At 38.0% G+C, this 24,257-nt stretch carries 24 protein-coding genes; 14 read left to right on the top strand and 10 right to left on the bottom strand.

Features of this window, described 5'->3' with window-relative positions; genetic code table 11:
• Positions 1-39: 39 nt before the first annotated feature.
• Positions 40-1,242 carry an MFS transporter gene (locus JFL43_RS06900; protein ID WP_200748423.1) on the bottom strand — a complete coding sequence of 401 codons (1,203 nt, stop codon included), beginning with the start codon at positions 1,240-1,242 and terminating at the stop codon, positions 40-42.
• A gap of 360 nt (positions 1,243-1,602) precedes the next feature.
• Between JFL43_RS06900 and zupT the strand changes: the two genes are divergently transcribed.
• Entirely contained in the window at positions 1,603-2,415 is an 813-nt protein-coding gene (gene zupT, locus JFL43_RS06895) for a zinc transporter ZupT (RefSeq protein WP_200748422.1), read from the top strand.
• Positions 2,416-2,474: 59 nt separating this feature from the next.
• On the opposite strand, the gene JFL43_RS06890 is transcribed toward zupT, so the two are convergent.
• The 5 genes from JFL43_RS06890 to thrC form a co-directional block, all read right to left on the bottom strand.
• Positions 2,475-3,110, bottom strand: a complete 636-nt coding sequence (locus tag JFL43_RS06890) for an NAD(P)-dependent oxidoreductase (RefSeq protein WP_200748421.1) — start codon at positions 3,108-3,110, stop codon at positions 2,475-2,477.
• A 73-nt stretch (positions 3,111-3,183) separates the two neighbouring features.
• Positions 3,184-3,597 carry an Rrf2 family transcriptional regulator gene (locus JFL43_RS06885; protein ID WP_200748420.1) on the bottom strand — a complete coding sequence of 138 codons (414 nt, stop codon included), beginning with the start codon at positions 3,595-3,597 and terminating at the stop codon, positions 3,184-3,186.
• 98 nt (positions 3,598-3,695) lie between these two features.
• A complete protein-coding gene (locus tag JFL43_RS06880) occupies positions 3,696-5,363 on the bottom strand; it encodes a motility associated factor glycosyltransferase family protein (protein ID WP_200748419.1) in 1,668 nt (555 codons plus the stop codon).
• Positions 5,364-5,496: 133 nt separating this feature from the next.
• Positions 5,497-6,396 (bottom strand): homoserine kinase, encoded by a 900-nt coding sequence (gene thrB, locus JFL43_RS06875; RefSeq protein WP_200748418.1) that lies wholly within the window; start codon positions 6,394-6,396, stop codon positions 5,497-5,499.
• Positions 6,393-7,445, bottom strand: a complete 1,053-nt coding sequence (gene thrC / locus JFL43_RS06870) for a threonine synthase (RefSeq protein WP_200748417.1) — start codon at positions 7,443-7,445, stop codon at positions 6,393-6,395. The genes thrB and thrC overlap by 4 nt, the downstream gene beginning before the upstream one ends.
• Before the next feature lie 206 nt (positions 7,446-7,651).
• Here thrC and JFL43_RS06865 point away from each other — a divergent pair, with 206 nt between their 5' ends.
• The 10 genes from JFL43_RS06865 to menC all read left to right on the top strand — a co-directional run bounded on the left by JFL43_RS06865 (position 7,652) and on the right by menC (position 17,580).
• On the top strand, positions 7,652-8,875 hold the full coding sequence (locus JFL43_RS06865; protein WP_407701965.1) for an MFS transporter: 1,224 nt from the start codon (positions 7,652-7,654) through the stop codon (positions 8,873-8,875).
• A 400-nt stretch (positions 8,876-9,275) separates the two neighbouring features.
• Positions 9,276-9,620 (top strand): DUF6054 family protein, encoded by a 345-nt coding sequence (locus JFL43_RS06860; RefSeq protein WP_200748415.1) that lies wholly within the window; start codon positions 9,276-9,278, stop codon positions 9,618-9,620.
• 21 nt (positions 9,621-9,641) lie between these two features.
• Entirely contained in the window at positions 9,642-10,016 is a 375-nt protein-coding gene (locus tag JFL43_RS06855) for a P-loop NTPase family protein (protein ID WP_234447638.1), read from the top strand.
• A gap of 321 nt (positions 10,017-10,337) precedes the next feature.
• On the top strand, positions 10,338-10,460 hold the full coding sequence (locus tag JFL43_RS23425) for a twin-arginine translocation signal domain-containing protein (protein WP_407701964.1): 123 nt from the start codon (positions 10,338-10,340) through the stop codon (positions 10,458-10,460).
• Positions 10,414-10,761 carry a twin-arginine translocase subunit TatC gene (locus tag JFL43_RS23420; protein ID WP_407701963.1) on the top strand — a complete coding sequence of 116 codons (348 nt, stop codon included), beginning with the start codon at positions 10,414-10,416 and terminating at the stop codon, positions 10,759-10,761. The genes JFL43_RS23425 and JFL43_RS23420 overlap by 47 nt, the downstream gene beginning before the upstream one ends.
• A gap of 332 nt (positions 10,762-11,093) precedes the next feature.
• Positions 11,094-11,888, top strand: a complete 795-nt coding sequence (locus JFL43_RS06840; protein ID WP_200748413.1) for an MIP/aquaporin family protein — start codon at positions 11,094-11,096, stop codon at positions 11,886-11,888.
• A gap of 24 nt (positions 11,889-11,912) precedes the next feature.
• A complete protein-coding gene (gene glpK / locus JFL43_RS06835; protein ID WP_200748412.1) occupies positions 11,913-13,406 on the top strand; it encodes a glycerol kinase GlpK in 1,494 nt (497 codons plus the stop codon).
• A gap of 370 nt (positions 13,407-13,776) precedes the next feature.
• Positions 13,777-15,072, top strand: coding sequence for an acetyl-CoA hydrolase/transferase family protein (locus JFL43_RS06830; protein ID WP_200748411.1), 1,296 nt, complete (start codon positions 13,777-13,779; stop codon positions 15,070-15,072).
• Between the two features lie 188 nt (positions 15,073-15,260).
• Positions 15,261-16,406 (top strand): M20 peptidase aminoacylase family protein, encoded by a 1,146-nt coding sequence (locus tag JFL43_RS06825; protein ID WP_100795646.1) that lies wholly within the window; start codon positions 15,261-15,263, stop codon positions 16,404-16,406.
• Between the two features lie 67 nt (positions 16,407-16,473).
• Complete coding sequence (gene menC, locus JFL43_RS06820) at positions 16,474-17,580, top strand: o-succinylbenzoate synthase (RefSeq protein WP_200748410.1); 1,107 nt, start codon at positions 16,474-16,476, stop codon at positions 17,578-17,580.
• 42 nt (positions 17,581-17,622) lie between these two features.
• On the opposite strand, the gene JFL43_RS06815 is transcribed toward menC, so the two are convergent.
• A complete protein-coding gene (locus JFL43_RS06815) occupies positions 17,623-18,429 on the bottom strand; it encodes a GNAT family N-acetyltransferase (RefSeq protein ID WP_200748409.1) in 807 nt (268 codons plus the stop codon).
• A 588-nt stretch (positions 18,430-19,017) separates the two neighbouring features.
• Between JFL43_RS06815 and JFL43_RS06810 the strand changes: the two genes are divergently transcribed.
• Entirely contained in the window at positions 19,018-19,944 is a 927-nt protein-coding gene (locus JFL43_RS06810) for a manganese-dependent inorganic pyrophosphatase (RefSeq protein WP_200748408.1), read from the top strand.
• A 64-nt stretch (positions 19,945-20,008) separates the two neighbouring features.
• Here JFL43_RS06810 and JFL43_RS06805 read toward each other — a convergent pair whose 3' ends face one another.
• Positions 20,009-21,388 carry an FAD-dependent oxidoreductase gene (locus JFL43_RS06805; protein ID WP_200748407.1) on the bottom strand — a complete coding sequence of 460 codons (1,380 nt, stop codon included), beginning with the start codon at positions 21,386-21,388 and terminating at the stop codon, positions 20,009-20,011.
• Positions 21,389-21,505: 117 nt separating this feature from the next.
• On the opposite strand from JFL43_RS06805, the gene JFL43_RS06800 reads away from it, so the two are divergent.
• Positions 21,506-22,213, top strand: a complete 708-nt coding sequence (locus tag JFL43_RS06800) for a DsbA family oxidoreductase (protein WP_200748551.1) — start codon at positions 21,506-21,508, stop codon at positions 22,211-22,213.
• A 122-nt stretch (positions 22,214-22,335) separates the two neighbouring features.
• Positions 22,336-22,977, top strand: a complete 642-nt coding sequence (locus JFL43_RS06795) for an FMN-dependent NADH-azoreductase (RefSeq protein ID WP_200748406.1) — start codon at positions 22,336-22,338, stop codon at positions 22,975-22,977.
• Positions 22,978-23,064: 87 nt separating this feature from the next.
• Here JFL43_RS06795 and JFL43_RS06790 read toward each other — a convergent pair whose 3' ends face one another.
• Both JFL43_RS06790 and JFL43_RS06785 read right to left on the bottom strand, forming a co-directional pair.
• Positions 23,065-23,460: a DUF2500 domain-containing protein gene (locus tag JFL43_RS06790; RefSeq protein ID WP_200748405.1), complete on the bottom strand. Its 396-nt coding sequence runs from the start codon at positions 23,458-23,460 to the stop codon at positions 23,065-23,067.
• A 256-nt stretch (positions 23,461-23,716) separates the two neighbouring features.
• On the bottom strand, positions 23,717-24,241 hold the full coding sequence (locus JFL43_RS06785; protein WP_200748404.1) for a YceI family protein: 525 nt from the start codon (positions 24,239-24,241) through the stop codon (positions 23,717-23,719).
• Between the last annotated feature and the right edge of the window lie 16 nt (positions 24,242-24,257).

Genomic DNA, 24,257 nt, shown 5'->3' with positions numbered 1-24,257 from the left:
ATTTTGACTTGGCATCAACCTTTTATTACTGGCCTAGCATTATGTAGTTTCTGGAGTTTGATGATACAAAGTTCTACGTAAGCAGTAAGCTAGTATGAACGAAGCTAGTAGAAAGCTTATTATCATGCTAATAACACCATGCCAGCCATATCCTGCCCAGAAGATACCACCTACAGTACCACCAATGCTTGAGCCCATATAGTAAAAGAATAGGTAGAGTGATGATGCTTGAGCCTTATCGTGTGTAGCCCGTTGTCCAACCCAGCTACTTACAATGGAATGGCCACCAAAAAATCCGAATGTGAATATAGCGATGCCAGCAAATTTCACCAGTAAATGGCTTTCCAATGTGATGAGACTTCCCGTAAACATAATAACTAGAGCGATGACTAACATTTTATAACGTCCATAGAGATCTGCTAAGCTTCCAAACCAGGCAGAGCTAAATGTACCTACAAGATAGATAATGAAAATCCAACCTACTATTGTTTGGCTTAATGAAAAAGGGGGTTCCAACAATTGAAAGCCAATATAATTATAAAGCGTTACAAAGCTCCCCATTAATAAAAAGCCTATCCCAAATAAACTCAGCAATCCAGAATCTTTCATATGAAGAAGCATTGAGCGTAATAATGCTTTCATATTGAGTTCTTTCGCTTTAAAATTTTTAGAAGCTGGTAGAAGCATGTAAAAGACGAAGCCTACAACGAAACTAATCACACCAATTGCAATCATCCCAACCCGCCAACTGAATAAATCGGTCATCGTCCCTACAATAATTCGCCCACCTAAACCACCAATTGTATTCCCGCTAATATATAGCCCCATGGCAATCCCTAAGCTCTTCGGCTCTATTTCTTCTCCTAGATAGGCCATTGCAATGGCTGGTAGTCCCGCAAATACAATCCCTTGTATCACTCTTAGTGTAAGTAAAATTGAATAATTCGGTGCAAAAGCAATTAATAAAGTCAAAATAGCCCCTGCAAACATGGAGAATGTCATAATTTTTTTTCTACCCCATGCTTCTGATAATGATCCAATTACAAGCATACTGAAGGCCAATGTCAAAGTCGTTACAGATAATGATAAACTAGCTACTGCAGGTGAAATGTGAAATGCTTCTGTGAAAGTAGGGAGTAAAGGTTGTGTCATATATAGGTTTGCGAAAGTACTAAAAGCCCCGGCAAATAACGCTAAGCTCGCGTTACGGAAAGTAACTGTGCCACGTTTTATGTAATCCATAAGAGTTCACTCCAAAATAGTGATTTGTTTAAAATTCCATTTGTTTGATATACCACTTATTATAAGGAAGTATAAATCGTAATTACAATCCACACATTATGGGATTGAATCAATATGATACTAAGAAAACCCAAGAAATCTTTCCTATTTAGGGAATAGATCGGGAAGTTACTTATATGGGAGAATGTTATTTACCAGTAACAACGTAGCGGTTCAAAGAGTTTGTAATAGAATATTTCCACCGTCAGTAATGAAATTTTCGTTCGCTCACTTTATTTTACTCAGTCGAAAAATGTTGAATTAAGGAAACTTTTTGCATACAATGAGCTTAACAGTTTAAAAGAGAAAGAAGTTGAGTATATGGATGGAAATGTAGTTTTCGCTTTAGCGTTAACACTGTTTGCCGGATTGGCGACAGGAGTAGGTAGTTTAATAGCATTCTTCACATCGAGAACGAATACGAAATTTTTATCGTTTTCATTAGGCTTTTCAGCTGGTGTTATGATTTATGTTTCTCTAATCGAAATATTTGTGAAGGCAAAGGATTCTCTCGTAGGTGAATTGGGAGAGAGGCAAGGGTACACATTAACGGTTGTTGGTTTTTTTGCTGGGATGATTCTAATCGCACTTATTGATAAATTAATTCCGAAGCAGGGCAATCCACATGAAATAAAAACGGTAGAAGATATGGAGACGGGGCCAACAAATGATGAGTATGCCAAGCTAATGAAAATGGGTATTTTCACTGCGCTGGCAATCGGAATTCATAACTTTCCTGAAGGAATTGCGACATTTGCTTCTGCACTGCAAGATCCGAATCTTGGTATTGCGATTGCGATTGCGGTTGCTATTCATAATATTCCAGAGGGGATTGCTGTATCCGTTCCAATTTTCTTTGCGACAGGAGATCGCAAAAAGGCGTTTAAGCTGTCATTCTTATCAGGTTTAGCTGAGCCGGTTGGTGCATTGGTAGCCTACTTGGTTTTAATGCCGTTTTTAAATGCTGTTGTATTCGGTATGATTTTCGCTGGCGTAGCCGGTATTATGGTATTCATTTCATTAGATGAATTATTGCCAGCTGCAAAGAAATATGACGAAGCACATACATCGATTTATGGCGTTATTGCTGGTATGGCAGTGATGGCAATTAGTTTAGTATTATTAGTGCAATAGTAAAAGCAGGTTCGCTAAATTTCGCGAGACCTGCTTTTACTTTTATGCGGATGTAGTATTTAGTTTTCAGATGCTACAGTGAATCTTGCATTTACATGCTTAGGATTTTCTAGTTCATCCAATAATGCGATTGCGAAATCAGCATAGCTAACGTAGCTTTCACCTTTTTTATTGACTAATAGATGGTCAACTCCCGAGATATATTCACCAGTACGAGGACCTTCTGGATCGAAGAAAGCAGATGGACTTAGGAAGGTCCAAGTAATAGATGATGCTTTTAGGTCCTCTAAGTTTTCACCTTGATTTTCAGCTGTTGGTAAGTAGATAGCTGGGAAATCTGGTGTAGACATTACCTTCACAGTTTTATCTGGATCGATGAATAGGCTACCTGCTCCACCGACTACAAATAATTTTGTAATTGATGCATCATGTAAAATGTCGATTAGTTTGCGGCCTGCTTCCACATGTAAATGTTCCTCACCTGCTGGGGCACCAAATGCGTTGACAACTACGTCAAAACCTTGTACATCTCCAGTAGTTAATGAGAAGACATCTTTTTCTATAACGGCTACCGTTTTATCTACTAATTTTGTTGCACTACGTACGATAGCAGTTACTTCGTGTCCACGTGATACGGCCTCTTTTAAAATGAAGTTACCTGCCTTACCTGTTGCGCCAATAATACCAATTTTCATAATGATTTCCTCCTAAAATATCGATTGATGTAACTAATGCGGTTACAAGTTGTTTGTAAAAAAAGATCTCCTCTTAGTGAAAGAGTTGATCTAATACATCTTGCAGCGTTTCTTCTGTCAATTTATCTTCCATTGCTCGCTGAACAGAATGATATACGTTATTTAAAGTAGATTGAATTCTTTGCCCTACTGCACATTCTGGATTCGGGTTATCGTGAATTGCAAATAATTCTTCAGGTGCTTGTACAGCTCTGTATATATCTAATAACGTAATGTCTTTCGGTTCTTTGACTAATTGATAACCAGCAACACCTGGATTAGAGGCGATCAAATTAGCCTTTTTAAGCTGGCTACTAATCCGACGAATGACGACGGGATTAGTATTCACACTACCTGCAATCCAGTCAGATGTAAGCTGGTTAGCATCATTTGTTGTAGCGATTAGAGAAAGAATGTGTATAGCGACAGAAACACGACTGTTCACCATATCGGTCACCGCCTAACATGTAATCATTATAGTTACAGGAAAGAGGGATGTCAATGCATTTGATTTAGAAAAAGAAAAAGGATGATTGCTCATCCCTTTTAACTCTTCACAGTAAGCTGATTAGATAGTTCTTTAACTGCATCTTTACTTTTATTTGTAGCAAAGATTAATTTTTCGAGCATGACGATATTGGCTATGTTTTCACGAGTGAAAAATTCTACTTCAGTTTCATTGGGCATCTTTGGGAACATTGTTTCGACATCAAAGTTGATGGAGTTTACAACTAATGATACTGGTGATTTTGGTAGTAATTCATGCACTTTTTCTTCATTTTTACCAAGCTTGCGTAATGTTTTATTGTCTAAAACGATTTGGTATTTGTTTTTACGGATTAATATAAGATTATCCGAAAGTAGGCGTAGTAGTAGATTATGTGCTTTTAGCTCGGCTTCTGTAACGAGATTATAGCTAGCTACAACAGTGGGCTTTTTGTCTGGTAATGCCTGTTGCACAGGTGAAGTTTTAATATGCTTCTCCAAAAACTCAGTGAAAGGAATGTTTGTCATATGATGGATGAAAATCCCACCTTCAGTACAGTTATAAATAGGCACCCCAAAGTTTGGTACGATTGCTTCAAACGATTCCTTCATCATGAAGAATGGTGGATCGGTTAACACTTCATCACCATAATAGCCTTCTGCTGTAAACATACGACGAGACGCTTTATGTTCATCAGTGATTGTGTACTGACCTTTGTTGCTCTCGGCATGTGATAACATATTTGTATAAGCCAAATCTTGCCCAATCACTGCAACGGGTCCATCTGATAGGAATCGTGCGATGGAAAGAGCAAATGTCGCAACAGATGCACCACCGGCAATTGTTGAAACAGGCTCCTGCACATATTTTTGGAAATGAGCTTCTGCTTCGTGTAAGAAAATATCTTTGAAATAATAGCCACTTTTAAATTGCTTACGGATATGAGGGTGATGTACGAGATTATATAGTAGAGTCGTATTTTCGAAATAGCGCTCCTTGAAGTGATTGAAGTTCGCTTCAGAACCATCGATCGATACAACATAATCAGGCACGATATCATGATGCAATAATGTATTAATTGTTGAACCTGCTGCTATCAAAATAATGTGATTACGTATTTTCTTTAACTGCGGCAATTGCTTTGTCAAAGAGGGACCACCAGATGCGATGACCATTGGACAATTATATCTTTTATAAAGATGGTCAATTGGCGCATCATCAGCTGTATATTGCATATTACTAATATAGTTTGTCATCCACTCTGTTGAAAAAGAACGTATTGTGGAAATATCAGATTTTTTCACTTCGACGAATTGACGAATGATTTTTACTGCCTCTTCATAGTAATCGGCAAATATATGCTCATAGTTTGGTGCTATGACAATGCGTAGATTATCCGCTTTTGTGATTGTTTGGCGAAGTAACGTATCTAAATCTTTTACATCGGTACCATAGTAATAAGCAACATCGGGTACTTCTAAACGCTCTTTTAACTCAAGTGGTTCTAAGACAATTAAGTACTCTTTAGATGTCGACATGAGCGATTTAAAAGCTTCTGCATAGTAACCAAGCCCATTGCCAAATAAAATATGTACAGTATTTACTTTGAAATGCTCATTGGCATATTTTTTTGCATCCATTACTGGATTTGTATCATTATGTATTTGGTAACCATTTACGACTAACGTATCAAATCCGGAAGCCGTGGATCTTCTCTCCATTTGCATAGTTAACACCTCTTTGTTTATATCGGTTTTGAATGAAAAAGCATGATGATTACTTTAACTTTAACATATCAAAGATTTTTGCCAAGAAAAAATGCCAAGAGTTTATTTCTCTGGGCATTTTACATTGCAATTATTATGCAGTTGTCACTTGAATACCTTTTGTATCTACATGGACTGCTTTAATATCATAATTCGGGAAGAGTGGCTTCATCTTTTCAACGAAAGCATCTATACGATCTTTTGAAAGTAATGATATCACGGTTGGACCGGCTCCGCTAATAGCCGTACCATATGCGCCTGCATCCTTCGCTGTTTGGCGAATTTCATGATAATTAGGAATTAAATTTGCACGGAATGGCTCATGGAATAAATCATGCTCCATGAATATACCTGCTCTTTCATAATCTTTAATTAGTAATGAGGCTGTTAACATATTGGCATTGGCACTAGCGTGAACAGCGTAAGCTTTGTCATAGTTGGATGGCAATACTTTGCGTGCTTCCTCTGTTTTCAATTCAACGTTAGGGATGAAAACAGCAAATGCTGCATCTACATCACGGTCATTGATCATTTCTAAGTGACCGTTTGGTAATGTCGAGGCAATAGTTAGACCACCGTATACTGATGCTGCGGCATTATCAGGGTGTCCTTCAATTTTAGAAGCAAGTCTACAACGGTCTTCGATAGAAAGTTGTAAATTACATACTTGATTGGCAATTTCAATCCCTGCCACAATAGCAGAGGCGCTACTACCAAGGCCACGAGCTAGTGGGAGTTCACTTTCCATCACTACTTTACAAGCAGGGAGCTGAACGCTGTAACGTTCAGCTGTTTCAGTTGCTACTTTATAGACGAGATGGTCCTCAACAGTAAACTTAACAGGAAGATGGTCTGACCGATGCTCAAATTCCCAGTTGTCTTGTAAAGTCACTTCTAGTGTTAAGTAGAGGCCTAATGCTAGTCCAATAGAGTCGAATCCTGGTCCAAGGTTAGCGGTGCTTCCCGGAACAGAGATGGACCATTTTGTTATCATAGTAATCCCTCGATGTAAGTGCGAATTTCAGCTTCATCATTTGCTAAAGAAACCATGTCCATTGTAGAAGCTTGTACAGCTGTGTCAGGGTCTTTTAAGCCATTGCCAGTTAATACTGCAACTACGCGGCTTCCTTTAGGAATAGAGCCGTTCGCAACAGATTGAAGTACACCTGCCATAGAAGCAGCTGATCCAGGTTCTGCAAAGACACCTTCCTTAGAAGCTATTAAACGATATGCATTTAAAATTTCTTCGTCTGTTACTGCAGCGATTTTACCACCTGATTCATCACGAGCAGCTTCAGCTAGCTTCCAGCTTGCAGGGTTACCAATACGAATAGCAGTTGCAACTGTTTCTGGGCATGGAATCACTTCGCCGCGGACGATTGCTGCAGCACCTTCAGCTTCGAAACCGAAAATTTTCGGTAGACCAGTTTGCTTTTTATCATTGTATTCTTTGAAGCCTTTCCAGTAAGCGCTAATGTTACCAGCGTTCCCAACAGGAATTGCAAGAACATCTGGTGCACTACCAAGACCGTCACAAATTTCGAAAGCAGCTGTTTTTTGGCCTTCTAAACGGTATGGATTTACTGAGTTTACTAATGTTACAGAAGTGTTTTCGCTAATGTCACGAACGATTTGAAGTGCTTCATCGAAGTTACCATCAATTTCGATAATTTTCGCACCGTACATATAAGCTTGTGCTAGTTTACCAGCAGCTACTTTGCCTTTTGGAATGACAATAATTGCTTGGATCCCAGCTCGTGCTGCGTATGCAGCAGCAGCAGCTGATGTATTACCTGTTGATGCGCAAATGACGAATTTACTACCTTCTTCAACAGCTTTTGCAACAGCCATTACCATCCCACGGTCTTTGAATGAACCTGTTGGATTTAAACCTTCATATTTAACGTAAAGATCGATTTCTAATTCTTTTGATAGCGTATCTAAATGAATGAGTGGTGTATTACCCTCATGTAGAGTAAGAGCAGGTGTATTTTCTGTAACAGGTAAATATTCTTTATAGTGATCAATAAGACCTTTCCACATATATAACATTCTCCTTTTTGTTCGTCCTGAAAAAACAATTGTTTGTCTATAAAAGACATTTTAACGTATTTTGGGTAGTTATTTCAATAGGAAATCGTTAAGTTTTCGGAACAATTTGAATTTATTTTGCATCTTGTCACAAAATAAGAATATGTGTATAGTTAAGGTGTTTAGTTGTATATTCAAGTGTAAAGACACTCGGGGGAATGATGATGACAACGAATCAGCAAGCGGGAGCACAAACAATTTCACGTAATAAGCTATTAGGTATTGCAGGAATTGGATGGATGTTTGATGCATTAGATGTAGGTATTTTATCTTTTGTAATAGCAGCTTTAGCAAAGGAGTGGATGCTAACACCGGGGGAAATGGGTTGGATTGGTAGCATTAACTCAATTGGTATGGCAGTTGGTGCCTTTGTATTCGGAATTTTTGCCGATCGTATTGGGCGTAAATCAGTATTTATATGGACGCTTGTAATTTTTTCTATCGCTAGCGGTTTATCGGCATTTACAACGACATTAGTAGCATTTATGATTTTGAGATTTTTTGTCGGTATGGGTCTTGGTGGTGAATTGCCAGTAGCTTCTACACTTGTTTCCGAAAGTGTAGAGGCACATGAGCGTGGACGTGTTGTCGTGTTATTAGAAAGTTTCTGGGCTGGTGGTTGGTTATTAGCAGCACTTATTTCTTATTTTGTTATTCCAAACTACGGCTGGCGCATTGCTTTAATATTAACCGCGATTCCTGCAGTTTACGCTATTTATTTGCGAATACATTTACCAGATTCACCCCAGTTTACAGCGAAAAAGGATGTTGCACGTAGTATCGGTCAAAATATTAAAGATGTTTGGTCTAAGAAATATGCTCGTCGTACATTAATGCTTTGGATTGTTTGGTTTACAGTCGTATTTTCTTATTATGGGATGTTTTTATGGCTACCAAGTGTCATGGTCATAAAAGGCTTTAGTTTAATTACGAGTTTTAAATACGTGCTTATTATGACGCTGGCACAATTGCCAGGTTACTTCACAGCAGCTTGGTTAATTGAAAGGGCTGGTCGGAAATTTGTTTTAGCGACGTATTTAATAGGAACAGCTGTAAGTGCATTAGTTTTTGGGAATGCTGAATCGATTGGTATTTTACTTGTGTCAGGGATGTTCTTATCATTCTTTAACTTAGGTGCTTGGGGTGCATTATACGCATATACACCAGAGCAATATCCGACAGTTATTCGTGGTACGGGTGCTGGAATGGCTGCCTCTGTTGGCCGGTTAGGTGGAATTTTCGGGCCATTGCTAGTAGGTTCACTTGTCGCAAAAGGTTACGAATTGGGCTTTATTTTCGGTATCTTTTGTATTGCTATTATCATTGGTGTAAGCGCAATTTTAGTACTCGGTACCGAAACAAAACAGACCGAATTAGAGTGAAGTATCAACAGGTGTCCTTTGAAGTAAACAATAGAATATAAAAAACGAGCTTTTGACGCTCTTTAACTGCACCCTTAAAATTTCTATTTTTAAGGGTGCAGTTTCTATATTAGCTAAAAATACTTTTTATTATTTTTTTGCTCCGTAATTTTAGGGAATAAGCATACAGATAAAGTGATTAGAAGGAGAAGTATTTCAAACATGAAATAAGTGTATACGCTAAAGTATTGACTTAACATGTACGAATAGGAACGATGTTGTGCTGTTAATCTAATCATGACCAAAGATTGAATTGTAAACCAAGAGAATATCCCTGATTATACTAAAATTACCCTATGCCCCTTTGAAACTTTTGGCATTTCTCTAGCGTATAAAAGTTATACATAAAGGAGTGAGTGATATGGATGTAAAAGAATTTTACGTATCAATTGAGCCGGAAAGTGTATTAGACCTTATTCAAACGCACATTGTGGATGGCAGTTTTTCAGGAAAAGTTATTGATGTATATGAACGCATTGTAGGGAATCAACAGCTTGTTGTGTGTATAATCGAAAAGTATTATATGCGTTCTAGTAATCGTGCAAGCTTAACAATAACAGTTGATAATTTAGAAGGAAAAACGAAAGTCCACGCAGTAGCTTCTGGTGGTGGAGAAGGGGCATTTTTCCGTTTTGATTGGGGAGCGGGCAATAGCTTTGTCAATAGCGTAGTAAGGGCTTTGGAAGAGTATATAATTGAAAACTAGTAAGGCTAGGGGGCATGCTCAATGAAGTACCCAGCAAGACATAAAAGAGTTTTAATTATTGGATCTGGTGGAGCAGGGAAATCAACGCTATCACGTACTTTAAGTGAGCTGTCAGGATTACCTTTAATCCATTTAGATGCGATGTATTGGAAGCCAGGCTGGCAGAAATCCGATAAAACAGATTTTAAGGCAAGACTACAAGTAGAGCTTGAAAAACCTGCTTGGATTATTGATGGGAATTTTGATTCGACTCTTGACATGCGAGCAAAATATGCAGACCTTATTATCTTCCTTGATTTCTCGAATAAGCTCTGCACATATCGCGTTTTAAAACGTACAATTCAATATCGCGGGCGAACAAGACCTGATATGGGAAAGACTGTCTGGAAAAAGTAGATATAGAATTTTTGCGCTGGATTTGGCGATTCAAAATTGATGCTAGGCCAGGTATTGTGGAAGTCGTAAAACGAGAAAAAGTGGATAGTGTAATATTTTCTTCCCCTAAACAATTAAAAACCTGGTTGAAAAATGTAGAAAAAGGGAAAAGCTGTCTCATATGAGGCTGCTTTTTTTCTTGTCTTTTTGAAAGTAAAGCTGCTATAGGGCATTTTCATGACCTTTTAGTTCAGAAAATTCCATTTTATAAGACGTGGAAGGGTAGCTATTTCGATTTTTGTTAAGGAGAATTATTTGTATGGACGAAAATAAAAAAACATATTGAGACGTGACTTTTTGAAAACGACTGGTATTGCAACTGGAACATTGGTAAGTGGTGGAATAATAGGTGGCTTAATTGGCTGCAACAAAAATAAAACAGTCACGCCTTCTAAAGAAAATTAACGCCAGTACGAGTGAGCATGATGGAATACCAGCACGAATGTTTTTCATGAATCAAGTAGATTTTAAAGTTTTATCAGATACAACTGAACGTATCTTCTTTTTCGCTGTATTTGCAACGGTTAATTGGTGGTTTCCTTTTATCACAAAAGGGAATTCACTTGTTATTTTAGGGCCTCTAGAAGTTATAAAGTTTTATATGTCTATCACTAGTACGATTGCTCTTGGGTTAACATTACCGTTTTTAATGCACTTTCTATGGAGTTTTGTAAAGCCAGGATTAAAGAAAGAGGAGAGTCGATGATTTTGCTTTATGAAAGTAGTATTTCCCAAGTGAAAAAGATTGAGCGGAAACAAATGTTAAAGGCTGCGATTAATGAATGAAGAAAGTAATTTATTGACCTTTCAGATAGTCAGTATGATTTGAAAGGTCTCTTACTTTGATTTACTTAACAAAAGATAGCCAAGAAAAAAGCTGGTAAAAAATCTAACAAATAAAAAATACATCTCGAAGTATTTTTTACATAGTGAGCGAAGAAAATTAATATTATTGCGATTGCATAACTTGAATTCTAGCAGAATATATTTTAACGTTTACGCTTTCATTATTTCGTTATTAAAAAGGAGGAGTACGGTATGTCGACTTTTATGGCTGAAGTAGTAGGAACAATGATATTGATCTTGTTCGGTGGTGGTGTTGTGGCAGCTGTTTCTTTAAAGGGCTCTAAAGGCAAAGATGGTGGTTGGATTGTTATAACGGTTGCCTGGGGTCTTGCTGTAGCTATGGGTGCATTTGCAGTTGGTGGCATTAGTGGTGCACATTTAAATCCTGCGCTGACAATCGCCCTGGCGACGATTGGTAAATTCGAATGGTCAGAAGTTCCGATGTTCATCCTGGCACAGATGATTGGCGCCATAATCGGTGCAATTTTAGTGTATCTAACTTATTTGGCGCATTGGAAACCAACTGATGATTCAGATGCAAAACTAGCGGTATTTTGTACATCTCCCGCATATAATCATCCGTTATCAAATTTAACGACGGAGATGATTGGCACATTTATCTTAGTACTTGGTATTTTAGCCATCGGAGCGAATAATATTACGGACGGTTTAAATCCATTAATCGTTGGTGCATTAATTATCGTAATTGGTATGGCACTAGGAGGTCCAACTGGTTATGCTATTAACCCAGCGCGTGATTTAGGCCCGCGTATTGCACATTTCTTCCTACCGATTCCCGGAAAACGAGATTCGAACTGGAGCTATTCTTGGGTACCGGTTGTAGGCCCAATTATTGGTGGTGTGTTCGGTGCACTATTTTATCAGCAAGTTTTCGAAGGGCAAAATAGCATTGCATTTTGGATAGTAGGAATTATCATTTTAGGAATCTTCGTATCAGCACAGTCTACAGTGAATAAAGCAGTTTAATAAAATAAAATCTGGAGGTCACATATGACAAAAAAATATATTATGGCATTAGATCAAGGTACTACAAGCTCACGTGCAATTTTATTTGATGAAGAAGGCAATATTTTCAATACTGCTCAGCAGGAATTTCCTCAATATTTTCCAAACTCAGGATGGGTAGAGCATAATGCAGAACAAATCTGGAGCTCCATGCTATCTGTCATCGCTGGTGTCCTTTCAGAGAAAAATGTTAGTGCGCATCAAGTGCAAGGCATTGGTATTACAAACCAACGTGAAACGACGGTCGTTTGGGACAAAAACACAGGAATGCCGATTTATAATGCAATTGTTTGGCAATCACGTCAAACAGCTGGTATTTGTGAAGAATTAAGAGAGAAAGGCTATAGTGATTTATTCCGGGATAAAACGGGTTTACTAATAGATGCTTATTTCTCAGGTACAAAAGTGAAGTGGATTTTAGACAATGTTGAAGGTGCTAGAGAGAAAGCTGAGAATGGTGATTTATTATTCGGTACAATCGATACATGGCTTATCTGGAAGTTGACGAGCGGAGAAGTACATGTAACGGACTATTCAAATGCATCGAGAACATTGATGTACAATATTTACGATTTAGAGTGGGATGAAGAGTTATTAGAAATACTTGGTGTCCCAGCGTCTATGCTACCTGAAGTTCGCCCTTCATCGGAAGTATATGGTGCAACTGATGGCAATCACTTCTTTGGTCAAGAAGTGCCAATTGCAGGCATTGCAGGCGATCAACAAGCTGCACTATTCGGGCAAGCATGTTTTGAAAGTGGTATGGTAAAAAATACCTATGGTACAGGTTGCTTTATGCTTATGAACACTGGTGAAAAGGCTGTTAGATCAAATCATGGTCTATTAACAACCATTGCATGGGGTATCGATGGTAAGGTGGAATATGCTTTAGAAGGAAGTATTTTTGTAGCGGGTTCTGCTATTCAGTGGTTACGTGATGGTTTACGTATGCTCCGCGATTCAAAAGAAAGTGAGCGCTATGCGGAAAAAGTTGACTCAACTGAGGGTGTTTATGTTGTTCCAGCATTTGTTGGATTAGGTACACCATATTGGGATAGCGACGTTCGCGGTGCTGTATTTGGTTTAACACGCGGTACACAAAAGGAGCATTTCATCCGTGCAACACTTGAATCTTTGGCATATCAAACAAAAGATGTTCTAGATGCAATGGAAGCTGATTCAGGCATTTCTTTAAAAACATTGCGCGTTGATGGTGGGGCGGTCATGAACGATTTGCTAATGCAATTCCAAGCAGATCTACTAGATGTACCGGTAGAACGCCCATCAATTAATGAAACAACAGCACTTGGTGCAGCATATTTAGCAGGATTAGCTGTTGGATTTTGGAAAGATAGAGACGAAATTTCGAAGCATTGGCGTTTAGATAAACGCTTCATTCCAAATATGGAAGAAGACAAACGTGAAGGCTTGTACAAAGGTTGGCAAAAAGCTGTTTATGCGGCTCAAGCGTTTAAATAATAGTTATACACATGGAGCAGTTCACGGTTTAAAGGTGAACTGCTTTTTTTATGCATATTGTGTATAGTGGGGATAAAACTGTGAATAGTGGATAAAAAAATGGTTTATATTTAGTTTTTTTTGTACGATGTGTATAATTTTTGAGTTTGTTTTTACTTTTATGTTGAAAATGTGGATATCTCCTTGAAGATTGTTAACAATTTTTATTTTACAGTTAAAGAATATTATTTTATAAGAAAGGGTATCTTATTGATGCTCTTTCTTTATGTTTGGAAAATCCCATTTGAATAGAAAGATTATGTTATTCTAAGGGGAAGATGATATTTTTAAGTAAAATTATTGCTTATTGTAGAAATAAGGAGGATTTTTCATGACAGGAATTTTTCAAAGACAATACAAGGCTAAGTTAAAGAAGCCGGAAGAGGTCTTTTCATATATTAAAGACGGAGCAGATATTATTGTGCCGATTTCAAATGGAGAACCAGTGAAGTTATTAGATGTATTGGAAGAAAATGCGGAGCGACTAAAAGCTGTACGCATTCACCAAATGCTGACGATGCATCCGCGTAAGTATATTGAAGGCGCGTATAAAGAGCATTTATCACATGTCTCTTACTTTTTGAGCGGCGCTACACGTAAAGCTTATCAAAATGGACATTGTGAATTGATGCCGAACTATTTTCATGAAGTACCACGTATTATGAAGCAATATACGAAAGCATCTCTTGTAATGGCGGTTGCTTCGCCTATGGATGAGCACGGGTATTTTTCGCTTGGAACACAAGCAGATTATGCAGCTTGCTTTATCGGTAATGCACCCTTTTTCCTGGAAGTGAATGAACATATGCCAAGAACTTTCGGTCAAAACTTAATACATATTAGTCAAGTGGAGGGCTTTATTGAGCATCATATACCCCTTGTGAAAAATCCAGACCCGATTATTGGTGAGAAGGATTTGCGTATTGCTGAGTATGTTGCAGAATATATTAATAATGGAGATACATTGCAAGCAGGGATTGGTTCGATTCCAGATGCAGTTATTAGTTTATTGAAGGACCATCGAAATCTGGGTATTCATACAGAGCTTATTACAGATGGAGTTGTAGGCTTAGTAGAGAAAGGTGTCGTAGATGGTTCCAGGAAGAAAACGAATAAGGGAAAAGTCGTTGGAACATTTGCGCTAGGAACGGACAAGCTATATAAATTCCTTCATAACAATCCAATCGTGGAATTCCAAACAGTTGATGTAACGAATGACCCTCGCTTAATTGCACAGGAGGATAATATCGTTTCAATCAATGCTACGACGGAAGTGGACTTATATGGTCAATGTGCTTCTGAAACCGTTGCGGGTAAATATTACTCTTCAACAGGTGGGCAATTTGATTTTGCGCGTGGAGCGAACTTTGCAGAAAATGGACGAGGTTTTATATGCATGCATTCGACGACGAAAAACGATACGATCTCTCGTGTAAAAGTATTATTAACAAACGGGTCGATAGTTACAACGTCCAAAAATGATGTAGATAAAGTCGTGACAGAGTACGGTGTAGCTGAGTTAAAAGGAAAATCTGTTTCAGCAAGAGCAAAAGCTTTAATCGATATTGCGCACCCTAAGTTCAAAGAAGAGCTTATTTTTGAAGCAAAAAAACTACATTTAATGTAATTCTAATAATTGGGCCCGCTTTTTTATTAAGCGGGTTTTTTGATGAATATTAAACATTTTTCACGATACCCGAACTAAATGTTACATATATATACCTATAAGAGAGAAATAGTATAAGTTGAATTCCTTCTCAAAACAGAGAAATAAGGAAGATATATTTTGATAACGAATAGAAAGGGGACGTCGAGATGAAGGAGCAGTTATTAATGCTTGAACCTCAATTGCATAGGATATTCAAGTATTTGCATGAAAATCCCGAAGTTAGTTGGAAAGAGAGGAGGACAACCGAATATATTAAAGGGATATTAGAACAGGAAGGCTATGAGGTGCATACTTTTGTAGATAGTACTGGGCTATATGTAGAGATTGGTGAAGGTAGGCCAGTTGTCGGGTTGCGTACGGATATTGATGCATTGTGGCAAGAGGTTGATGGTGAATTTTGTGCACATCATTCTTGTGGGCATGATGCACATATGACTATGGTGATTGGGGTTTTATTATTATTGAAGCGTTTGAAAAACACGGGGATAGGGACCATTCGTGTGTTGTTCCAACCAGCTGAAGAAAAGGGGCAAGGAGCATTGTCATTTGTTGATCGTGGATTGGTAGATGATATGGATTATTTATTTGGTGTACATGTTCGGCCGGTACAGGAGCTAAGTGATGGTACTTTTTGTCCGGCACTTTATCACGGTGCATCAATGCTTATAAATGGCCAAATTAACGGTGAAGAATCACATGCTGCAAGACCTCATTTAGGTAAAAATGCAATCGAAATTGGTGCGAGTTTAATCGAAGCTTTAAAAACGATTCATATTGATACGATGATTCCATTTTCAGTGAAGGTGACGAAGTTTCAAGCTGGTGGGGAGTCGGGCAATATCATCCCAGCGAAGGCTTTTTTCTCAATTGATGTACGTGCCCAAACAAATGAAGGGATGGAACAATTACATGATGGCATCGAGCGCACCGTACGAGCAATTGAGTCACTGTATGACATTAAAATTGATCTACATGAACAAATCCGAGTTGCCGCTGCTGAAGTGAACGAAGGTGCAAAGGAAATAATAGAACAGGCAATTATTGAATCAGTTGGTGAAGACTATTTACGTCCACCAATTATTACGCCAGGTGGAGAGGATTTTCATTTTTATACGGTTAAAAGAGAAAATGTGAAGGCGTCGATGTTAGGGCTTGGTTGTGGATTGACTCCGGGTTTGCATCACCCAAAAATGACGTTTAATGAAGCTCAACTTATTGTCGGTGTTGAAATTTTAGCACGTACGGTATTAGGTGCATTTGCACATGCAAAAAATGAAGCTCTGTCTTGCTGAAAATCCTTTCTTAGCGTATGTTCTTATAAAAGCACTACACTAGAAGGAGTAGGGAAAGGGCGGCAGTGTGAAAATTACAGAGGTTACGATTCGACAACTAAGTATGCGTATGAAATCACCATTTACAACAAGTTTCGGTACAGTGCAAGATAAGCAATTTTTAATTTTAGAGGCAAAGGATGAAAGTGGACTTTCTGGTTGGGGAGAAGGGGTTGCTTTTGAAGTCCCTTGGTATACAGAGGAAACGGTGAAGACGAGTTGGCATATGCTTGAAGATTTCCTTATTCCATTAGTACTGAACAAAGACGTCCAGCACCCAGATGAAATTAGCGCTATTTTCAAAGTAATCCGCCAAAATAATATGGCAAAGGCGACACTTGAAAGTGCGGTTTGGGATTTATACGCAAAGCGTACAGAGCAGTCACTTGCACATGCCTTAGGCGGGACAAAAGAGAAAATTGAAGTAGGAATTAGTATTGGTATACAGCCTACAACAGAGCAGCTATTACAGCTTATTGAAGAGCACGTTACAGCGGGTTATAAACGCATGAAGGTGAAGATTAAGCCGGATAAAGATATTGAAGTAATCCGAGCAATTCGTGCACGTTTTCCAGAAGTACCTTTAATGGCTGATGCCAATTCAGCTTATAGTTTGGATGATATTGAACTGCTGCAGCAGTTGGATGAATTCAATTTAATGATGATTGAGCAACCTCTTGCGTCGGATGATATTATCAATCATGCAAAGCTACAAAAGCAGTTGAAAACACCAATTTGTTTAGATGAAAGTATTTGCTCTTATGAAGATGCACGCACCGCGATTGAGCTTGGAAGCTGCGGAGTCATTAATATTAAATTTGGCCGAGTAGGTGGTTTAACTGAAGCGAAGCGCATTCATGATTTATGCATGCAGCATGGCATTAAAGTCTGGTGTGGGGGTATGTTAGAATCCGGTATTGGTCGAGCGCATAATGTAGCACTAACGACACTTCAAAATTTCGTATTACCTGGAGATACAGCAGGTTCTAATCATTATTGGGATCAAGATATTATTTCACCTGAAGTTATTGTTGAAGACGGTTATATTAAGGTGCCAGAAGGTTATGGTGTTGGCTATGAGCCGAATATGGAATCGCTGGAGCAGTTTACAGTTAGTAAGAAAGTGTATCGTTAAAGAAAAAATGCTATGCATATTATGCATAGCATTTTGTAATTATCAGTCATTCAATAACTTACTCATATAAAGTTCATCTTCATATACATCATTGATTTTCAATGACTGAAGGCGCTCGCCATCAATAGTAAAGCCGAACTTTTTGTACATATTAAGGGCAATTGCATTCGATTTGCATACACTTAATTCGAGACGTTTAATAGCATGTGAATTTGCCCACTTTTCGGCATCTTTCACCAGTGCTGTACCGATACCCTGGTTAGTGAATTTTTGCATAACACCGAGAAAAATGGATGCACGGTGTTTGGCACGTTGCGCTTTGTTTCCTGAAATGGCAATCATACCACCAATTTGCCCATTTACAACGGCTACTAAAATCGAGCTAGAGTTGTCTTTTTTCCAGCTAGTGATTTTCTTGCGTAAGCTTTGTATGGATTGCCCACGTTCATCTTCACCGTAAAGCATATAATTGGTTTCGGCATCTATTTTAGAAAATAACTCAACTAAATTGCGTGCATCGTCAGTTTCAATTGGGCGAATGACGTATGCGTACTTTGTATTTTCAGGGCAATCGATTACAATATTAGTGCTTTTAGATGGTTTTTCAAATGTTACGTAAAAACCAGGTTGAATAGCGGATACATAATAACCTTGCTCAACCCAAGCTAAATAATGTTTTAGAGGGGGTTTTGTTTTTTTCCACCAGCTCTTATTTAAATAGGAGGCATTTGGTAATGGCTGTCCCATAATTGTTTCGATTTCTGTGAAAGAAAGTTTAATTTTTTCATCTGTTGCCGAGCTGAAATATTCAGCTAGCGGTATGTATTTTTTTTCAATCTTTTTTTCCATTAATACCCCTCTTTATTGCGTACATTTACTATATAAAAAATAGTAACATAGTATTACCGTAATTTACATGATTTTTGTTGTATTTATCAAATTTGTTAGATAAATAAGCCTATTCACTTCCGTGATAATAGTATAATGTTAATTTTAAAAAAATATAATTATCTTGATATAATGAAATGTAAGGATAATAATATGTTTTAGCAGGCGTGTTGATTAACCAATGTTAACCTTTACTATTAAAGTGGGTTAATTTCCGCTACGGGATGCTCGCCCGCTGGCAAGGACCGAGCCGCTTCCTACGCTACGCTCCGTGCAAGGTCTCGGTTCGCTTGCATTTTCCGCAGGAGTCGAGCACCCTCCGCTACAATCAACTAAAAAATGTAGTAACATACGTTAATATTAAACATAAAAAAACCATTTTAACGGTAAATAATAACCCAATGTTTCCCGAAAAACACACCTGATGTTTTAGAAAAGTAATTTGATGAGAACTGACTAATTAACGATAAGGTGCATATCATACTTTTTCAGTGCTATATATGATAAAATGTAGTCGGAAATTAGGGAAATCTAGGAGGCAAAATTTATATGAGTAAAGTACTTGTATTCGGACACAAAAACCCAGATACTGATACAATCACATCTGCGTTAGTATATGCATATTTAAAAAAACAACTAGGCGTTGACGCTGAAGCTGTTCGTCTTGGCGAGCTAAACAATGAAACAGCATTTGCTTTAGAAAAATTCGGTTTTGAAGCACCACGCTTAGTGGATAAAGTTGCAGGAGAAACTTCTCATGTAATTTTAGTTGACCATAACGAGCGTCAACAAAGTGCTGATGATATCGCTGAAGTTCAAGTAACTGAAGTAATAGATCACCACCGAGTCGCTAACTTTGAAACAGCTGATCCATTGTACTACCGTGCTGAACCAGTTGGTTGTACAGCAACTATTCTAAATAAAATCTTCAAAGAAAATGAAATTGAAATTCCGGCTAACTATGCAGGCCTTATGCTATCTGCAATCATCTCTGATACACTATTATTCAAATCACCAACATGCACAGAGCAAGACGTCAAAGCGGCTAATGAATTAGCTGAAATTGCAAATGTTGATGCTGCTGAGTATGGTCTTGCAATGTTAAAAGCAGGTGCTGATTTAAGCGACAAGTCATTAGAAGATTTACTTTCCCTTGATGCCAAAGAATTCAGCATGGGTGAGCATAAAGTTGTCATCGCTCAAGTAAATGCTGTTGATGTAACTGACGTTTTAAACCGCCAAGCTGAACTGGAAGTCTTATTAAACAACGCTGTTGCAGAAAAAGGTTTAGATCTTTTCTTCTTCGTAGTAACTGATATTCTAAACAATGATTCTGTTGCTATTGCAATTGGTGCACAAGCTGAAAAAGCGTATGCAGCATTCAACGTTGCAGCGGATAATAACCGTGCGCTATTAAAAGGCGTAGTTTCGCGTAAAAAACAAATTGTCCCAGCATTAACGGGTGCATTAAAATAATCCTCATATAAGAGGAGACGGCCTGATCGCATATGATCAGGCCGTTTTTTATACATATTAGTATTCATAGTCCGCTTAAATCTAATGGATAAACAGCAGGCCCCTCAAGTACTGCACCATCCTTTGAAAAACGTGATCCATGGCAAGGACAATCCCATGTTTCATCCGCTTCATTCCATCTTGTTTTACAGCCTAGATGAGTACAACGAGGCATAGCACGACGCGCGACATGACCACCCACGAAATCTTTTGTTACTTTTCCGCCAAGTTTCAAAGCCTGCATAACGGCATCACCAAATTTCGTATGCTTAGGAGAATACAGAGAGAGCCCAGCATTTGGTTTACCAACAATCCCATCACACAGCAGTTGTGATGCGACAATTGAATTGGCTAACCCCCATTTTCGAAAGCCGGATGCCATCCAAATATTCGGCAGACGCGCACTAATTTGCCCGACATACGGAATCAAATCCACCGTTTCGGGATCCTGTGCTGACCAGTGATAGTTGCACTGTGGTGCTGCAAATTTCTCCTGTGCCTCTAGTTGTAAAGCTTCATAATACATGGATGTATTGGAAATAGTACCTGCAGGGTGGCTGTCACCAGCTAGTAATATAAAAGGTTTGTCATCAATTAAAGTTGTTCGAAGAGAACGTCCAGGTTTGTCGACTGATAAATATTGCCCTTTATAAAGTTCACTTGCTTCAAAGGCAACTAAGTAAGAACGAGTTACTTCAAGTTTTAAAATTTGCATACCGATAATAGCTTCAAGTGGATAATGTGAGCATAAAATAAGCTCGTTATAGCAAACAGTATGACCATTTTCGAGTTCCACACATGGTTTTAATATATTGACCTTCTTCACACGGGAATTTTCATATAATTTGGCACCTGCTTGCAATGCCTTTTCAGCGATTGTTTGCCCGAAACGTACTGGATGAATTTGTGCTTGCTTCGGCATTTTCAAGGAGCCAGTAACATCGTACGGAATCTCACAGTGAGCGTTAAGCTCTCCTAGAATGCCAAGTGTCTTATAAGCTTGCCATTCATCTTCTAAAGCTGCTATTCCTTCAGCTTTTTGAGTATATAAAAATGAATCAGTATGTTGTACACAATCGGAATTTGCCAAATCAAATGATAGCTCCACAGCATGCTGGTTAAGCTCATAATATTGCTGAGCAGCTTCGACACCAAATTTAGCAATAAGTTGACTATATAATAGGCCTTGCTGTGCTGTTACCTTCCCTGTAGAATGGCCGGTAGCACCTGATAATATTGTATTACCTTCTAATAACGTAACCTCTTTACCTACTTTTGAGAGGAAGTAAGCTGTTAATATGCCAGAGATGCCACCGCCGATTATACAGATATCTGTTTTGATCGATTCTTCGAGTGAAGGTCTTGAAAAAGGTGTTTGGTTGTCTAGCCAAATTGACGATGTCATGAAGTACCTCCAAGTCCATTTTTCTTAGTATGTGGATTTTTTAAGGAAATATGTATAAGCAGATAAATTGCTGTTTCATACGTTCCCATTTAAAATATCTGCTAGAGGTGAGCAATGATGAAAATTGAAGTTTGGTCAGATTATGTCTGTCCATTTTGTTATATTGGTAAAAGACAACTAGAGAAAGCTTTACAAGATACAGGATTCGGTGAACAAACAGAAGTGGTGTTCAAAAGCTATCAGTTAGACCCAAGTGCTCCAGTTACTTCTAAAGAATCGGTTTATGAAATGCTGGGAAAAAAATATGGCTCTACAATTGAAGAAGCTAAAGCACAAACAATTGGCATTGCTGGCCGTGCGAAAGAAGTAGGTTTAGATTATGATTTCGATCATATGAAAACAGCAAATACGTTTAAATCACATCGCTTAGCAAAATACGCTGAAGCAGAAGGCAAAGCTGCTGAAATGAGCGAGCGTTTACTACATGCTTATTTCGTTGAGGCAAAAGAAATTGGCTTAACTGAAGTATTAGTAGAGCTTGCGGTAGAAGTTGGTTTAGATCGTGAAAAAGTGTTAGATGTATTAAACTCAGAAGACTATGCAGTAGAAGTATTAGCAGATATTCAAGAGGCTTCACAAATAGGTGTAAGAGGCGTCCCATTTTTTGTTCTAAATCGTAAATATGCGATTTCAGGCGCTCAACCACAAGAATTATTCGAAGAGACAATTCGTAAAGTGGCAGCTGAAGAGGAGATTCAACCTGCACTTAAAATGGTTGGAACTGAAGATACAGGCATTTGCCAAGATGGCAAGTGTGAGCTTTAATCTTCAGTCAAAAGTCTGAGAGCAGATGCATTGACAGTGTATCTGTTTTTTTATAAGATAATATTATCTCGAATTTGAGATATTTAATATTAGGATTATAATTAAGAGAGTGAGAGATTAAATTGACAAACTTATTAGTCGTTAAAGCAAATAACCGTCCTTCTACTGAAGGCGTTTCTAGTAAAATGTATGAAGTATTCATGGAGGAAGTAAAAGGTGCACAAGATTTAAATATTACTACATTTGATGTATTCGCAGAAGATCTACCATACTTCGGTCAAGATTTATTCAATGCATTCGGTAAAGTACAAAATGGTGAAGAACTTACAGATTTAGAAGGTCGCCTTCTTGCTGCAAAACAAAAAGCAATGGACGCTTTAACTGCTGCTGATATAGTAGTATTCGCATTCCCATTATGGAACTTAACAATTCCAGCTAAATTACAAACTTTCGTTGATTATGTATACCAAGCAGGATTTGCTTTCAAATATGATGCAGAAGGTAATATGATTAACTTAATGCCAGGGAAAAAAGCGATTCTATTAAGTGCTCGTGGTGGTATTTATTCGACTCCAGAAACAGCGCCAATGGAAATGGCTGTGAATTATATGCGTACTGTATTCGGCGGCGTATTCGGTATGTCAGTTGAAGAAGTAGTAATAGAAGGTCATAACGCAATGCCAGACAAAGCAGAAGCAATTATCGCTGAAGGTATGGAACGCGTTAAGGCAGCGGCAAAATCATTAACAGCTGTTCACGCATAATTTTAAAATAATAATGAATGCCTAATTTTAGTATGGCTATTCATAAATAAAAGAGGAAGGCCCATTACAACCGGGCTTTCCTCTTTTTCAATAACCTCTTTTAAAACCTTTATAGCGTGTACCTTGGTAGGTTAAGGTGCCGATATCACCTTCTACAAGTATACCGAATTCTCGACCGCTCACTGGCAACTCAATTAGGTTACCGCTCTGTACCTCAAAGGTCGTATAATACCGAGTGCTAGCTGCAGAATCTCCAGAGCCACCAGACGTCTTAGTACGTTTTGTAACAACCTCTGCAGGCACCGTTAAAATAGGAGAAGCATTATTTTTAGACCACTGAGAAATACTTTTGACAATTGTAAAAATGATACCCAAAAAAACTATAATAAAAATAATTGAAATAAATATACCGCCGAATCCAGCCCCACCAAAAAAGCCACCTGTAGAAAAAAATGAATTTCCTTCATATACTACAGTTTCCACGAAAAGCACCCCTATGTTATATATATTACCATTTACGAAAATGCGATAAAAATAGTTTCAAATTTACAGTTTAAATGATTTTAAAAGTTGGATGAGCAACATTAAGGGAATCTGATTAGGAATATCATAGGGTTGTACCAATAGAAATGTTTCTAGATTTGTTTTGAGTGATTATATAACAAAAAACCAGTCACAGAAGTGTGACTGGTTAGGATGGCTAGGCTAATAGCAATTAATTTATAAGTTTTATACTGACTTAAGCAGGATTAGCTTCAAGTTCGATTTTAATTTTGATATCTTCGCCAACTAGTACGCCACCAGTTTCAAGTGCGGTGTTCCAAGTTAAACCGAATTCTTTACGGTTGATTTTAGCTTCAGCTTCGAAAGCAACAACTTCTTGACCCCATGGGTTAGTACCTTTACCACCGTATTCAGCTTCAAAAGTGACAGATTTAGTTACGTCTTTAATAGTGAAGTCACCAGTGATTTCATATTCGCCGCCATCAATTGATATAATTTTAGTCGCTTCGAAAGTTATTTTAGGGAACTGTTCAACATCAAAGAAGTCAGCTGATTTCAAATGGTTATCGCGATCTTCGTTGTTTGAATTAATGCTTAATACTTCAATTTCAAATTTGATTGATGCACCAGTTAAATCTTCTGGGTTAGCATCGATATCAGCAGTGAAAGAACCAAAGTTCCCTTTTACTTTTGAAATCATCATATGTTTTACTTGGAAACCTAAATTAGAGTGTGCTTGGTCAACGTTATATTTTGTCATTATAAATTCCTCCTAA

It is taken from the genome of Viridibacillus soli, from assembly GCF_016612995.1.
GTDB lineage: Bacteria > Bacillota > Bacilli > Bacillales_A > Planococcaceae > Viridibacillus > Viridibacillus soli.
This window is presented reverse-complemented; position numbering and strand designations above follow the sequence as displayed.